This window comes from Salinispora pacifica CNR114, from assembly GCF_000514775.1.
Classification (GTDB): Bacteria; Actinomycetota; Actinomycetes; order Mycobacteriales; family Micromonosporaceae; genus Micromonospora; species Micromonospora pacifica.
On record NZ_AZWO01000037.1, the window covers coordinates 1 to 14057 of the forward strand.

At 67.0% G+C, this 14057-nt stretch carries 15 protein-coding genes; 11 read left to right on the forward strand and 4 right to left on the reverse strand.

Annotated features, from left to right (window positions below):
• Nucleotides 1-653 precede the first annotated feature (653 nt).
• The 7 genes from B118_RS0120020 to B118_RS28725 all read left to right on the forward strand — a co-directional run bounded on the left by B118_RS0120020 (nt 654) and on the right by B118_RS28725 (nt 7309).
• Complete coding sequence (locus B118_RS0120020; RefSeq protein ID WP_028188827.1) at nt 654-1514, forward strand: methyltransferase domain-containing protein; 861 nt, start codon at nt 654-656, stop codon at nt 1512-1514.
• Nucleotide 1515: 1 nt separating this feature from the next.
• Nucleotides 1516-2928 (forward strand): NAD(P)/FAD-dependent oxidoreductase, encoded by a 1413-nt coding sequence (locus B118_RS0120025; RefSeq protein ID WP_026274671.1) that lies wholly within the window; start codon nt 1516-1518, stop codon nt 2926-2928.
• A gap of 26 nt (nt 2929-2954) precedes the next feature.
• Nucleotides 2955-3176, forward strand: a complete 222-nt coding sequence (locus B118_RS28720) for an acyl carrier protein (RefSeq protein ID WP_162173365.1) — start codon at nt 2955-2957, stop codon at nt 3174-3176.
• Nucleotides 3173-3790, forward strand: a complete 618-nt coding sequence (locus B118_RS0120035; protein WP_028188828.1) for an acyltransferase — start codon at nt 3173-3175, stop codon at nt 3788-3790. The genes B118_RS28720 and B118_RS0120035 overlap by 4 nt, the downstream gene beginning before the upstream one ends.
• A 64-nt stretch (nt 3791-3854) precedes the next feature.
• Nucleotides 3855-5126: a UDP-N-acetylglucosamine 1-carboxyvinyltransferase gene (murA, locus tag B118_RS0120040; protein ID WP_028188829.1), complete on the forward strand. Its 1272-nt coding sequence runs from the start codon at nt 3855-3857 to the stop codon at nt 5124-5126.
• 60 nt (nt 5127-5186) lie between these two features.
• The gene (locus B118_RS0120045) at nt 5187-6248 is read left to right on the forward strand and encodes a DegT/DnrJ/EryC1/StrS family aminotransferase (RefSeq protein WP_028193313.1); all 1062 of its coding nucleotides are present in this window, start codon (nt 5187-5189) and stop codon (nt 6246-6248) included.
• Nucleotides 6245-7309 carry a Gfo/Idh/MocA family protein gene (locus B118_RS28725; RefSeq protein WP_080678103.1) on the forward strand — a complete coding sequence of 355 codons (1065 nt, stop codon included), beginning with the start codon at nt 6245-6247 and terminating at the stop codon, nt 7307-7309. The genes B118_RS0120045 and B118_RS28725 overlap by 4 nt, the downstream gene beginning before the upstream one ends.
• Here the strand turns inward: B118_RS28725 and B118_RS0120055 are convergent.
• From B118_RS0120055 to B118_RS0120065, 3 genes are all read right to left on the reverse strand, one after another.
• On the reverse strand, nt 7273-7770 hold the full coding sequence (locus B118_RS0120055) for an NUDIX domain-containing protein (RefSeq protein WP_050592263.1): 498 nt from the start codon (nt 7768-7770) through the stop codon (nt 7273-7275). The genes B118_RS28725 and B118_RS0120055 overlap by 37 nt on opposite strands.
• Nucleotides 7771-7999: 229 nt before the next feature.
• Nucleotides 8000-8467, reverse strand: a complete 468-nt coding sequence (locus B118_RS0120060) for a prepilin peptidase (protein ID WP_028193314.1) — start codon at nt 8465-8467, stop codon at nt 8000-8002.
• A gap of 316 nt (nt 8468-8783) precedes the next feature.
• Entirely contained in the window at nt 8784-9161 is a 378-nt protein-coding gene (locus tag B118_RS0120065) for a winged helix-turn-helix transcriptional regulator (protein WP_028188833.1), read from the reverse strand.
• A gap of 579 nt (nt 9162-9740) precedes the next feature.
• Here B118_RS0120065 and B118_RS33070 point away from each other — a divergent pair.
• A complete protein-coding gene (locus B118_RS33070; RefSeq protein WP_238324047.1) occupies nt 9741-10457 on the forward strand; it encodes a hypothetical protein in 717 nt (238 codons plus the stop codon).
• Between the two features lie 676 nt (nt 10458-11133).
• On the opposite strand, the gene B118_RS33720 is transcribed toward B118_RS33070, so the two are convergent.
• Nucleotides 11134-11334 (reverse strand): hypothetical protein, encoded by a 201-nt coding sequence (locus B118_RS33720; protein ID WP_028188834.1) that lies wholly within the window; start codon nt 11332-11334, stop codon nt 11134-11136.
• Nucleotides 11335-11406: 72 nt separating this feature from the next.
• On the opposite strand from B118_RS33720, the gene B118_RS0120075 reads away from it, so the two are divergent.
• The 3 genes from B118_RS0120075 (at nt 11407) to B118_RS0120085 (ending at nt 14055) form a co-directional block, all read left to right on the forward strand.
• Nucleotides 11407-12006, forward strand: a complete 600-nt coding sequence (locus tag B118_RS0120075) for an SAF domain-containing protein (RefSeq protein ID WP_028188835.1) — start codon at nt 11407-11409, stop codon at nt 12004-12006.
• A gap of 106 nt (nt 12007-12112) precedes the next feature.
• Complete coding sequence (locus B118_RS0120080) at nt 12113-12751, forward strand: hypothetical protein (RefSeq protein ID WP_028188836.1); 639 nt, start codon at nt 12113-12115, stop codon at nt 12749-12751.
• Nucleotides 12748-14055 carry a TadA family conjugal transfer-associated ATPase gene (locus B118_RS0120085; RefSeq protein ID WP_028188837.1) on the forward strand — a complete coding sequence of 436 codons (1308 nt, stop codon included), beginning with the start codon at nt 12748-12750 and terminating at the stop codon, nt 14053-14055. Before B118_RS0120080 ends, B118_RS0120085 begins: the two co-directional genes overlap by 4 nt.
• Nucleotides 14056-14057: the final 2 nt, after the last annotated feature.

The window sequence follows — 14057 nt, forward strand, 5'->3', positions numbered from 1 at the left end:
CGCAGCCACCAAGACCAACAACTAAAGATCAACCAAACCAAGGTGGTCCAGCTTCAGCCGGACCACGGTGGTCAAGTTTGGGGCGGTGTTGACACTGGGCCGGGGTCTGCGGGAGCCCGGCTGGCCCAGCCCTGCCCGGCTCGGCACGGGCTGACTACCGAGACGATCGCCAAGGCCCGGCGTTACTCGGCCCGATCGAGGGTTGTCGCGCACTCAAACTCGATGCGTAAGACCTTAGGCAAGTCGGACCAGGTCCGATAAGCCCGCCAGGACCAGCAAGATTAAGGAGCCGTACAGGAGTGTGGATGAGGCTACAGGCGAACTCGTTCGAGGATTCCGAGGAGGATGCCAAGTTCCGTGACGTGATGGCGGAAAAGCTGCTGAAGGGCCACATGAATACCTCCCCAGTCGTGGAGAGAGCGTTCCGGACCGTGCCCCGGCTGCGGTGTCGCTGGAGGTGGCGTACAACGCCGACGAGCACTGGTAAATGTTGCCCTTCTGGAGGGCTACAGGGACAGCCCAATCAGCAGCCTCATGCTCTAAATGACACCGACAGCACGGCCGATGTCTTCGACCGCTTCCTCGGCTGACCACCCGGCACATCCGCCCCTACCGGTTACCGCCAGCACCTCTCCCGATGAGGAGGAACATCAATGAGCACAGATGTAATCAGTTCGCCGCCGCAGACGGTTCGGGTAAGAATTCCGGCAGGCGCGGCAAATGCGCTGTGCCAGGTGAGGCCGATCCGCAGCGGCATGGCTTCCGCCGAGGTCGTGGTGCGAGGCCGGAGGGTCGATATTGAGACATCGGACGAGGGACAGGTCCTCTTTCCGACCGACGTGGGGCTCACGCTGCTGACCGCGTTGAATGCCGATCCTGCCCTGCCCGTGGCGGGCGCCCGCGCCTTGGATATCGGGTGCGGATCCGGCCTCTATACGGTGGCGTTGGCTATGGCGGGCGCGGCCCACGTGACCGCGCTGGATGTCAACCCGGCATGCGCCGACGTGACCCGCGACAACGCGGCTCGCAACGGTATCCGGCCTGCACAGATAGCGACGATCGTCGGGGACCTCGCCGAGTTGAAAGTCGCCGAACCGTGGGACCTAGTGGTGTGCAACCCACCGCATTTTCCGCACGATCCGGTGTACGTCGCTAACGACGGTATCGAGGCCGCGTTGGTCGGCGGCAGTGACGGGCGGGCGTTGTACGACGTCCTGCTCGCCCGTCTCGACGAGCTACTTGCTCCGGGCGGGACGCTGCTGTTAACGCATTCGTCCTTGACCGATATCCCCCGTACTCGCCAGACGCTGCGGCGCAACGGATACGAGTGCCGCACGGTGCAGGTCTGTGAGCTGGACATCCCCATGCGCCGATACGCGAAGCACCGCGATGTGTTGCTGTCGCGTTTATACCGGCTTCGGGCTACCGAGCGGGCGGTATTCCGCGGCCTACGGTTCGAGGTGCACACCCTCGCCAGCACCCGCATCGATTCGCTAAATGGATCCGGTGAGTAAAGTGAACCAGCTCGTAACTGATGTGGTTGTGGCAGGCTCCGGCCTGCTCGGGCTTGCTACCGCCTTCGAGTTGCTCAGCCGAGACCTGGACGTCACCGTGGTCGGGCCTCGGACCGGCTCCCACACGGGCCAGGCATCGCGGGCCGCCGGGGCGATGCTCACCGTGTTCAGCGAGGTCGAAGCTAGCCACGAACCTCAGCGGGTCAGCCTCGAAGTTGGTGAACGGTTGGCCGCCCGGACCGGATACCAAGCCTGGCTGGACCGCATCGGCGCGGCCAGCAACCGGGCGGTACGGCTTGTCCCGGGCGTATGGGTAGTCGGCAACGGCTACGGGCCAGACGACGCTGCAAACCTTCGGGCCATCGCAGAGGCGGCCGAGTCCCATGGATGTCGCGCTGAGTTCGCGTCGCCGGCCACCGTGCCAGGACTGGCACCGCAAGTGCGGGCACACGAGGCGCTTTGGCTGCCGGATGAGGCCAGCATCAACCCGATGATCCTGATCGAGGCGCTGACCACGGTGCTGCACGCCAATCCTCGCTGCCGGTGGCTCAACACCACCGTGACCACAGTCAACGAGCGCGGCGAGCATCTGGCGGTCGGCGCGGCTGATGGCAGCAGTGTCCTGGCCGCTCACCTGGTGCTCGCCGCCGGGGCCGAGACGACGACTCTACTCGCCCCAGAACTCGTCGAGCAGGTCGGCGCACCACCGCTGCGGTCCGGGCGAGGCGTGTCGCTGCTAGCCCGCGTCCCGTTCTCGCTGCCCGCTGCCGTGCGAACTCCGAACCGGGGCTTCGCCTGTGGCAGCCACATGGTCCCGCGCGGCGACGACACCATCTACCTGGGCGCGACCAACCGGCTCTCCACCGAACCCGACTACGGCCGACCTCCGACCCTGGACGAGGTCGCAACCTTGATCCACGATGCCAGCGCCGAGCTCAACACCGACCTGCGTTCCGCCGGACTGACCGAGGTCCGTGTCGGGCACCGACCGGTTGCCCTCGATCACCTGCCGCTGATCGGCCGCAGCAGACACCCGATGATCCACCTCGCAACGGGCACCTACCGGTGCGGAGTACTGCTCGCGCCGCGAGCCGCCGTCATCGTCGCCGATGGGATCACTGCCCCCAGTTCCACCTTCACCCACCCCTTCAGTCCGGAGCGGACGATGAACCTGCCGGCGCTCGACGACCTCATCGACGGCGCGAGTCGCGGCCTGGTAGACATGCTGTGCCAACCAGGCGGCAGCCTCCCGCCGGGAACGCACGAGCTGTTGGAACGCTTCCTGGCAGCGGGGTTGCACGAGATCGCCGCTGGCCGTTCAGCAAGGGCAGTCGCCATGCGCCGGCTCTGGCAGCGTGCGCCGATGGCCGAATGCCTGCCGCTGCTACTCGACGCCGCGGGACGGATCCGATGAGCATCCAGGCCACGGACCCTCAGACCGTGGCCCGACAGATCCTCGGCGAGATCAGCGGCCGAGCCGCCAACTCCATCGACGCCTCCACGCGGCTGTCCGATCTCGGTCTGGACTCCCTCGGCCGGCTCACCCTCGCGGTGCTGCTGGAGGAACGCACCGGTCGTCCGCTGCCCGACCACAAGATGCTCAGCGTCCGGACCGTCAACGACTTGGAGCGGCTACTGACATCTTCGGAGCGTTCGGCATGACCGAGAAACCAACACCGACGACGAGTCGTGCGTTAGACGCGCCGTTCATCGCCGAGTCGGCGGAGGTCGCCCCAGCCGCACGCCTCGGAGCGCGGAGCCGGATCTGGCATCACAGCCAGGTCGACGCGGGCGTCCGGATAGGCGAGGACTGCGTGCTCGGCAAGGGCGTACATGTGGCCTCAGCAGCGGTCATCGGCAACCGAGTCAAGATCCAGGACGGGTGCGGGGTGTTCGGAGCCACCCTGGAAGACGGCGTGATGCTCGCCCCTGGCGTCTACCTGCTGGAGGACCAGGCGCCCCGAGCCGTCAACCCCTCCGGCCACCTAAAGGGCCGCAAAGACTGGCGGCGGGATCCGGTCACCATCCGCTACGGCGCCACAATCGGCGCCAACTCGGTCATCGCCCCAGGCGTCACCATCGGGCGGTACGCCCTGGTCGGCATCGGCAGCGTCGTGGGGCACGACGTGCCAGACCACGGGCTCGTCATGGGCAACCCAGCCCGGCAACTCGGCTGGTCCTGCATGTGCGGACACCGCCTCAACGACACCCTCGCCTGCCCCTCCTGTGGCCGGCTCTACCACCAACGACCGTACGGCTTGTCTCTGGCCACGTGACCGCCGTACACCACCGGCGACTACCCGCCCGAGCACCATCTGATCACTGTTGGAGAAGCGTCACATGACCGAAGTTCGCTACCGTGTCCGCCCGGCCGGGCCGCTCCACGGCACCGCCGTCGTCCAAGGGGCGAAGAACGCCGCACTGCCCATGATCGGCGCCGCGCTGCTCGCCCGACGCGGTCAGACGGTGCTGCGTAACGTCCCCGCGATCACCGACCTCCAGCGCGCCGTCGATCTCGCCCGGCTCCTCGGTGCCCACGTCGAGTACCACCCGAACGACCGACTGCTCGTCATCGACGCCACCGACATCACCAGCTCACGGCTACCGGCCGATCTCACCCGCCTGTTCCGGGGCAGCGTGTTGTTCCTCGCACCGGTGCTGCACCGCTGCGGCGAGGTCATCTTCGAGGGCGCCGGTGGTTGTGCCCTCGGCACCCGAGGACTCGACTTCCACTATCGAGGGCTGACCCGCCTCGGCGCGCACATCGACGAACAGGGCACCACGATCAGCGTCAAGGCCGGCAACCTTCGCGGTGCCGACCTGTACCTCGACACCCCCTCACACACCGGCACCGAGAACCTCATCATGGCTGCGGCTCTGACCCCGGGCCGGACCGTCATCGAGAACACCGCTCTGGAACCCGAGGTCCTCGACGTAGTCGCGATGCTCACGGCCATGGGTGCCCAGATTAGCGGCGCGGGGACCGGCCGCATCGTCGTCCACGGGGTCGACGAGCTCAACGCGACCGAGTACACGGTCATGCCGGACCGCATGGACGCCGGGGTGCTGGCCATCGCGGCGGCCATCACCGGCGGCACGATCAACCTCGTCGGCGGCACCGTGCTTGATCATTTCGGAGTCGCCGCCCACAAACTTCACCAGATGGGCGTTGAACTCGGCGCCACCGGGGCGGTCACCAACGTCACCCGACCCGGTCAACTGCATCCGATCAACGTCATCACCGACACCCACCCCGGATTCGCCACCGACCTGCAGCCTCCGCTGATGGCCCTCGCCACCCAGGCGCCCGGAGCGAGCTACTTCCGCGAGCGTATCCACGATGCCCGCTACGCCCTCGCAGATGAGCTGACCAAGCTCGGTGCGGACCTCACCGTCGACGGCGAGAAGGCCGTCGTGCACGGTGGCAAGCCGCTGCGCGGCACCGAGGTCGTCGCCCAGGACCTGCGGACCGGCATAGGGCTCGTGCTGGCCGGCCTTGTTGCGAACGGCGAAACGGTCATCGGCAACGGCACCATGATCGACCGGGGCCACGCAGATCTGGCCATCCGGTTCACCGCCCTCGGCGCGGACATCACCCGCGATGAAATCTGACGACCGGCTCACCGCGGCACAGGCGGTGCCGAGCCGTTCGCAAGAAACACGGAGGTGACCATGACGCGTCCGATCACACTCGCCCACCCACACGTCGGTGACGCCGAGATCGACGCCGTCGTTCGCGTACTGCGCAGCCGCCAACTCGTCCAAGGCAGCGAGGTCGCCGCGTTCGAAGCCGAGTTCGCGAACCTCGTCGCCGGTCGACACTGTGTGGCGGTCAACTCCGGCACCATCGCTCTGCACCTTGCGCTACGCGCCTGCGGCATCGGACCCGGAGACCAGGTGATCCTGCCGTCCTTCACTTTCGGCGCTACCGCGCACGCTGTCGCCCACACTGGCGCTACACCTATCTTCACCGACATCGACCCGGAGACCTTCACCCTCGACCCCGACGCAACAGCAGCAGCCATCACATCCAGCACCGCCGCCATCATCCCAGTCCACCTGTTCGGCCACCCCGCCGCGATGAACCGCCTGACCGCCCTCGCGGCCCACCACGGCCTCGCGGTCATCGAGGACGCCGCCCAAGCCGCCGGCGCCGAACTGGGCGGGACCTCGACAGGAGCGTTCGGTCACGCCGCCGCCTTCAGCTTCTATCCCACCAAGAACATGCACGCCATCGAAGGCGGCATGGTGGTCACAGCCGATGAGCAGGTGGCCAGACGACTACGGTTGCTGCGCAACCAGGGCATGCCCTCCCGCTACAAGTACGAGCTGATCGGCTTCAACGGCCGGATGACCGACGTCTCTGCCGCAGTCGGTCGGGTTCAACTGCGGTCACTGCCGTCGTGGACCCTCCGCAGACAAGCGCACGCCGCCATACTCACCGGAAAGCTCCATGGCGTTGTCACCCCTCCGGTCCGGCCGGACGCCGTCCACGTCTACCACCAGTACGTCATCCGTAGCCACAACCGGAACGCCCTACGGCAACAGCTCGTCGAGTCCCGGATCGAGACCGAGATCCACTATCCGACGCCGCTGCATCGAAGCCCGGCCTACGGCCAACCCGCCGACCTCCCGTACACGGAACAGGCGGCAGCCGAGGTGCTTTCCCTGCCCGTCCATCCGCAGCTCACACAGTCCGACCTGGCCCGAATCGTAACAGCGGTGCGCCGATGAGCGCGCCGCTGCGAGCCGGACTCATCGGCCTAGGCATGATGGGTCGCCACCATGCCCGCATCCTCAGCCAGCTCCCCGGCGTCGAGCTCGTCGCCGCGACCGACCCTCGCGGAGACCAGCACCAAGCCACCCGAGGTGTCGCCCTTGCCGCCGATCTGGAGCAGCTCCTCACCCATCGGCTCGACTACTGCGTCGTCGCCGTGCCCACCGCTCACCACGCGGCCATCGGCTACGCACTCGCCGAGGCAGGCGTACCCGCGCTGATCGAGAAGCCCCTCGCCCCGGACCTGACCACCGCACGCGCCCTCGCCCAAGCCTTCGACACCGCCGGACTGATCGGGGCTGTAGGCCATACCGAACGGTATAATCCCGCACTGGAAGCCATGCGGCTCCAACTCGCCGACGGCGCCCTCGGCGACCTCTACCAGATCACTACCCGGCGCCAAGGGCCCTACCCGCCCCGGATCCGCGACGTCGGCGTCGTACTCGACCTCGCCACCCACGACCTAGACATCACCACCTGGGTCACCGGAATGCCGCTGGTCTCAGTCGCAGCCCGAACCACGGCCCGCAGCGGCCGGATCGCCGAAGACCTCGCCGTCATCCTCGGCGAACTCAGCGACGGCACCCTCACGAACCACATCGTCAACTGGCTATCCCCACTCAAGGAACGCATGACCATCGTCACCGGCGCTCACGGCTGTCTCACGGCCGACACCGTCCACGGCGATCTCACCTTCTATGCCAACGGTTCAACGCCGACCGAATGGGCCGCCGCCGAAGTGTTCAGAGGTGTCACCGAAGGAGCCATCACCCGATACGCGATCCCGAAACGAGAACCCCTGCTCAGGGAACACGAAGCCTTCCGCAACGCCATCCTCGGCCGGGACGCGCCGATCGTGCCCTTGCAGCAGGCCGTCGCGACCATCGCCGCCGCCGAGGCCGTTCTGAATTCGGCAGCAACCGGTAGCACAGCCATGCCTGACCTGCCGCCCGCACCGCGTCCAGGGTTCCGTGCTGCCGACTACCTACTTGAGACCTCGACTCCATCCTCAAGGTAGACACCACCACGTCCGATTGCGGCCACCGCCGCAGCAATCCGCCGCGCCAACCGAGGAATCAACACCTCGTGAAGGCGCTCCGGCTCGACGAACTCGAACCGGTCGAGCTCGTCCGGGCACAGCCGCATCGTCGCGATCTGGTCCCCGGTCAGGACCCCGCCGTCAAACACGAACATGAGCCCGCCATCCCACGGCGGGCTCGCCGGCACCCAGTCGACGCATAGCAGCGCTCCTACAGGCACCGACAGTCCCAGCTCTTCCCGGATCTCGCGGGTGCAGGCATCCGCCGGAGACTCGTCCGGCTCCACCGTCCCACCGGGGACTTCCCACGTATCCTTGTAGATCGGGTGGACAGCCAGCACCCGACCGGCCTGGTCGCGAAGGATCACGCCGGCCGCCGCGCGGACCCGCGTCACACTGGCGATGTAGGAAAGTTTAGGTTCGGTCTGTGTCTCGGCCACGCGGCCGACCCTACGGCCTCGCCTCGTGCGTTTCGTCCGGATCGAACAGGTTGTGCGACCCTACTGCGGTGGCCTCTGGTGGCAGCCTCCGCGTTGAACGCCAATCCATCCCCACCAGCGCTGGCCGAGTCGCTAGACACCTCAACTCAGATCGCAGCCGAGACCCGCGACTGAATTAGTCCGGCATTCTACTGCCGGACGGCGCTTGATCCACTATCTTTTGTCCGGACTACGCGTAGACGATGCATATCGCGAGCAGTGCCCCAGCAACTAAATACGGCCCAAACGGAAGGTGCTGCGCCTCCACGCCTCTTCCCCGCCACGTATGCGCTAGAGCACTCGGAAGAGCGAGAAGGTAGGGCAATACTGCGCCGAGAAGCACGACGGTCCAGCCGCCAGGCCCGAGCGCCAGGCCCAGTAGCCCTGCAAGGCGAACGTCGCCCATCCCCAACCCACCGCCTAGGAGCGCAAGCACGAGGTACACCACCGCTAACGCGACACCGGCCGCGAGGGAGTTGGCGAGCAGCCAAGGCCGGCGCGACACGATGGCAGCTACGCAGACGACCGCGACTAGACCGCCGCCGGCGGCGAGCACGATCGGGGTGGGTAACCGTCGTACCGCGATGTCGATGCACGCCAGCAGCAGACCAACGCCGGCCAGTAGCTGCCACGCCGCCAGCAGCACTACCTCTTCCACAGCCGATGGCATAGTTCGCCAGGCCAAGAGGGTCGACGCGGTCGCGAGGATGCCGCTGAGCAGTGGCCACGGAGGGCCAAGGCTCCGCCTGCAGTTTGCGCAGCGGTCGCCAAATGCGGCCCAGCCTCGGAGCCCAGACTCGAAGCTTGCCTGGCAGTAACAGCAGGCGGAGTGCGGAGGCAATCCGGCGGGTACGGACCAGCGGTATACCGATCGTGGAAGCATCGCGCCTACACCCGCGCCAAGCACGCCCGCCCCGATCAGGGCAGCCCGGAACATCGCGCCACGCCGCTGCTACCCGCATTCCGGACACGCGTCATGTCCTACGGCTCGTCCCTGCACCAGTCACCTGGTCGCCAGAGCCCTGGTACCGCTTGGCCCATCGTTGGATTTCCTGCATGAAGTCCAAGAGCAAGGGAAGGAGCTGTCGTCCGCCGGGCGACAGCCGGTACAGGCCGCCCTCATCACCGCCGGTGCGCCCGACCAGCTTCCGGTCCTGAAGACGATGAAGCGCCTCGTTCAATGACTTCGCGCTGGGCGTAGGGCGGATCGTTTGGATGAGGTCGGTGAAGCGCATCGGCTGCTGCTGCAGCGAGGTCAAGATTTCAAGGGTCCAACGGTGTCCACAGAGTTTGACAGCGGCGTAGAAGGTATCGAACTCTTGCACGCGCCTTCCCCCCATCAGGTCGGCCACCTCGGGAAGTGTAAGGGGCGCGATACCCTTCGTGAATAGATGACTTCACCTCACGTCAGGGCAGGGACACAGTTAAATCGCTGATCATCGATACAGTCTGACCGTGCGCGGCCCGCCACGTCGCACGCGTCGGCTAGGACGGCGAGAGAGCCCGCCACAGCCGCGCCGAGGGTCGACAGCCGGCAGATCGCCCGAAGGGTCCGACACGTCCAAGGCACCTGCAGACGATTCAGGTCGCACAAGACCGGTGGCGGCGAGCCATCCGAGGTCGCCACCGAGCCGCTCGCGCTCAACACACGGGGGCGATCGAGTTCGAGTTGATCAGCGACCCCTCGCCGCAATTACTCAGAGCCACAAGAGCCAAGATCGCATGCCGTTCAGGACCCCTCCGGAACGGCGCTCACGCGGCGACCCCTTCGCGGCAGCTACAAAACTCTGCAGCCTTAATCAACTCAGGCGAAGTGTCGCGAATGCGACACCCAGTATCGGATTCATCCTAATAAATCTGCATCTAACGCCGCCGCTCGGGACTTACCAGCAGGTAGTTACCGAGTGGTAGTTACGTTGCGGTAACCGCAGGTGGAGGGTGTAGAGGTGATTGCAGACCTTGAGATATGGAAGTTCCATGGGGGAGGCGCGGTGATGTCGTTCGAGCTTGCGCAGCTGGATGTCACCAAGAGCGCAGTAACTAGCAGTGAGAGACAGAAGCGACGGGTACTTACCAGCTACCCGCGTCAGGTTGTCTCATGGTGCTACAGCCGATTCGGGGTGGCCGTGGGCGTCGCGCTCGCGGTCATGCTTGCCGGCTGCACCGACGGCGGAACTGGTACCGGTGGGAACTCACCGACAACCCCCGCTGTACCAGCACCCCAGCAGGATGTACGTGGTAGTGCCGAGGAACTCGCGCTAGACGCGTACCGCGGAATGTGGCGTGCGTACGCGAAGGCAGGACTGACTGCCGACGCGAACGAACCCGAACTCGCCCAGTATGCAAGCGGTGCGGCTCTCAATACGCTCACATCGGGCCTGTCCTCATACCGGAGCAAGGGCCACGTGCTCAAGGGAGAGTACGTGTCGAATCCGCAGGCCACTGCCGCGTCGTCCTCGTCGAGTCCCGTCACCGTTTCCGTGACGGACTGCTTGAACGACGCCAATTTTCTCGTCTACAACGCTTCCGGCGATCGCGTTGACGACGAACCGGGAGGGCGGCGTGCCACCCGGGCAACGGTCAGTGACCTCGGGGCCGAGGGCTGGAAGGTTACCTCTTTTGGAGTTCAGGAGATAGGTACGTGCTGAATCGACGTGGTGGGCCAGTCCTCGCAATAGCAGTCCTCAGTGCAGCCGTCCTCATCGGACCAGCGTCGGCGCTGGCCGGTGGTGGCTACGGGAACGTCGACTGCAGTGCCAATCCAAGCGCGCCCGAGTGTGACGTCACCGCGGGAGTGCCCGGCACGCCCGGTAACGGCGGTGACGGTAGCGGCGGGGGTGGTGACGACTCGGGATCCGGCGGCGGTGAGGAGTCGACCTGCGTCTACGAGCGCATGCAACCACAGCCTCCGCGACCGGCCGGTTCCAGCGAGGGTGGTTGGTACCGGCAGATTTGCCACCTGGGCAACGTCGGCTCGGCGACTTCGCCGATGTGGCTAGCGGCGGGGCAGGTGGCTGATCCGCACGCGCTTGGCCAAGAGGCGGTGTCCCGGTTGAGGCTTCCGGCCCCGGCGATCCGGACTAATCCGAGCTCGTCGGCCGGGGCGCTGGTGCAGGTGCCGGTGTGGCTGTGGGTGGACGATTCGACGTGGGGTGTACGTCGAGCGACGGCGTCAGTGCCAGGGATGAGCGTGACCGCGACGGCTACGCCGATCCGTGTGGTGTGGAGCCCAGGTGACGGAAGCCCTGATGTGGTGTGTGAAGGGCCTGGGACACAGTGGCGCGCTGGTACCGATCCTCGGACAGCCTCGTCGTGCGGGCACACCTATCGGAGCAGCTCCGCAGGCGCGGTGGGTAGCAGATTCGCGCTCCGCGCGACGGTGACCTGGTCGGTGACCTGGGCTGGTGGTGGGCAGACCGGCACGGTGCCGCCGCTAACGACGACCTCGTCGGTAGCGCTGCCGGTGGCGCAGTCGCAGGCAGTCGTGGCGGGCTGAAGATGACAGTTACTGTTGATCGTTCCCATGCCGCGAAGCCGACGGCACAGCAGGCACCTACGACGACGCCGGTCCGACCAGGGCACCGGAACAGCCGGCGGATGGTCTTGGGTGTCCTGCTGGTTTTGTCCACGGTTGTCGTGTTCTGGCAGACCGATCTTCGTGTCAACGCGAATCAGTCGTACCTGTCGGTCGCTCGGCCGGTTCCAGCCGGACAGGTGATCGCCGATGCGGATCTGCGGGTCGTACGTGTCGCGAACGCGTCTGGGTTGGCGCTGGTTCCGGCTGATCAACGTAGCCAGGTGGTGGGGCGCACCACGGCGACGCCCCTCGCTGCGGGCAGTCTGCTGACGTCCGAGCAGGTGGGGCCGGCGGCGTGGCCGCCGTCCGGTGAGGCGGTGATAGCGCTGCCGGTGAAGCCGGGTCGCGCTCCGGTGGGACTGGCGCCAGGCGCCCGGGTGATCGTACTGGTGGTTCCGCCACCGACCGCCGGGCAGCCGGTTCCACCGCCGGACAACAACGCGGCACCGAGCGGGACATCGGGTGTGCAGCGGGCGATCGCCACGCTTGTGTCGGCCGAGGCCGGTGAGGACCAGGTCGACAGCCAGTTGGTGACCCTACTACTAGCGGCGGACGCGGCGGAGGCCATTGCCTCCGCGACGGGCGATGTGTCGCTGGTTCACCTCGGGCCGGAGGGGTAGGGCGATGCTGGTCGTGTGTGCGTCGGCGTCTGGATCGCCGGGGGTGTCCACGGTCGCAGTGGGTCTCGCGGCGGGGTCGTCGCAGGAGGGGACGCTGTTAATTGAGATGGACCCGTCGGGTGGAGTGCTGGCCGCCCGGTTCGGGCTTGCCCAGCAGCCGGGGGTGGCGTCGTTGGCGGCGGTGGCCCGGCACGGTGTGATGGGTGCACGCAACGACCATGTGCAGCGACTTCCGGTGGGGGTCGATGTGGTGGTGGCGCCGGGGTCGGCTGACATCGCCGCAGGCTCGGTCGGGGTGATTGCCCGCCACGCCGATAAGGCGCTGCGGCACCTCGCGCCGATGGTGATCGTGGACGCGGGGCGGCTCTATCCGGGTAGCCCGGCGACGGACCTCGTCGCCGCGGCAGACGTCGTAGTGCTGGTGGCGACTCCGTTGACGGAGTACCTAGACCATGTCGACACACGCCTATCTGCGCTGTCCGACTCAGTTCGGCGCGATCGGGTCGGGCTGGTGTTCGTCGGCAAGGGCCCGTACGCGGCGGCCGAGATCGAGGCTCGGCTGGCGGTACCGGTGTGGGCCGAGCTGCCCCGTGACCCGCGCGGCGCCGGAGTCCTCGCAGGGCGGCTAATGGGCCGGACGTGGCAGCGCACGGCGCTGGTCCGGGCGCTACGCGACCTGGCCGTGACGGTGCGACAGCGGGCGCCACAGCCCGACACCGCTGGTCTTGAAGCGGTGGACCGATGACGGCGTCGATTCCTGCCGGTGGCGTTGCTGCCCCACCGGACACCGTCGCCCGGCTGCGTGGGCGGGTCAGTGACCGTCTCGCCAAGCGAGGGGCCGAGCTCGCCGAGACGGAGCGGAACGCGCTGATCGCCCGTTACATCGCCGAGGAGCTTGTACGCAACGCCGAGTCGGACATCGCGGCTGGCCGGACACCGCTGACGCCGCAGGTGGAGGCGGCCGTTGCCCGCGCGCTGCGGGACACTTTCACGGGGCTCGGCGGGTTGCAGCGGCTGATCGACGAGATCAACATCGAAGACATTTTCGTCAATGGTTGTGACAACGTCTGGGTCAGGTACACCGGCGGTCGTGTCGAGCGGGTAGCCCCGGTGGCGGAGTCCGACGAGGACCTCGCCGAACTTGTCCGGGTCGCAGCCGCCCGAAGCGGCCAGGAGGAGCGGCGTTTCGACCGAGGCTCGCCGGGCCTGTCACTTCGCCTGCCAGGTGGGCAGCGGCTGTTCGCGGTCATGGCGGTGTCCAAGCGGCCGTCGCTGTCGATCCGGCGCAACGTTCTGCGCCGGGTCACGCTCGACGACCTGCTCCAGCGCGGTGAACTCACCCTTGGCCTGCGGGAGCTGATCGCGGCCATGGTGCGCGCCAAGAAGAACTTGATCATTAGCGGCGGTACCGGTGCGGGGAAGACCACCCTGTTGCGAGCCGCCGCCGGTGCGATGAGCCCGCTGGAGCGCATAGTCACGGTCGAGGACGCCTACGAGCTGGGGCTCGACGAGGACGCCGAGCAGCATCCCAACACGACCGCGCTGCAGCAGCGCGAACCGAACTTGGAGGGTGTTGGCGGGATCGACATGGCCACGATGGTGCGGTGGGGGCTGCGAATGCGCCCCGATCGGGTCATCGTCGGAGAGTCCCGGGGTGCCGAGGCCGTACCGATGTTAATGGCGATGAGCCAGGGCAACGACGGCAGCATGTGCACCCTCCACGCGTCGTCGAGTAAGCAGGCGTTGACCCGGCTGGCCACCTACGTCATGCAGGCGCCCGAGCGGTTTCCGTTCGATTCCGCGAACATGCTGATCGGCCAGGCCGTCGATTTCGTGATCCACCTGGCGACCGCGACCGATGGGGTTCGGGTCGTCTCCTCGATCCGGCAGATCCTGGAGACCGACGGCACGCAGGTTCCGAGCAACGAGATCTACAAGCCCGCCCGGGACGGGAGGGCAGTACCGGCGACGCCGATGCGCGCCGACACTCTCGACGACCTCGTCGCCGCCGGCCTCGACGCGGACCTGCTCAGCAAGGACCGGTGGTAGCC

Bases quoted from the DNA above. Each gene is read 5' to 3' on its own strand.
- B118_RS0120020 (WP_028188827.1), top strand. From the start codon at position 654: ATGAGCACAGATGTAATCAGTTCGCCGCCGCAGACGGTTCGGGTAAGA.
- B118_RS0120035 (WP_028188828.1), top strand. From the start codon at position 3,173: ATGACCGAGAAACCAACACCGACGACGAGTCGTGCGTTAGACGCGCCG.
- murA (WP_028188829.1), top strand. From the start codon at position 3,855: ATGACCGAAGTTCGCTACCGTGTCCGCCCGGCCGGGCCGCTCCACGGC.
- B118_RS0120045 (WP_028193313.1), top strand. From the start codon at position 5,187: ATGACGCGTCCGATCACACTCGCCCACCCACACGTCGGTGACGCCGAG.
- B118_RS28725 (WP_080678103.1), top strand. From the start codon at position 6,245: ATGAGCGCGCCGCTGCGAGCCGGACTCATCGGCCTAGGCATGATGGGT.
- B118_RS33720 (WP_028188834.1), bottom strand. From the start codon at position 11,334: ATGGGAACGATCAACAGTAACTGTCATCTTCAGCCCGCCACGACTGCC.
- B118_RS0120075 (WP_028188835.1), top strand. From the start codon at position 11,407: ATGGTCTTGGGTGTCCTGCTGGTTTTGTCCACGGTTGTCGTGTTCTGG.
- B118_RS0120080 (WP_028188836.1), top strand. From the start codon at position 12,113: ATGGACCCGTCGGGTGGAGTGCTGGCCGCCCGGTTCGGGCTTGCCCAG.
- B118_RS0120085 (WP_028188837.1), top strand. From the start codon at position 12,748: ATGACGGCGTCGATTCCTGCCGGTGGCGTTGCTGCCCCACCGGACACC.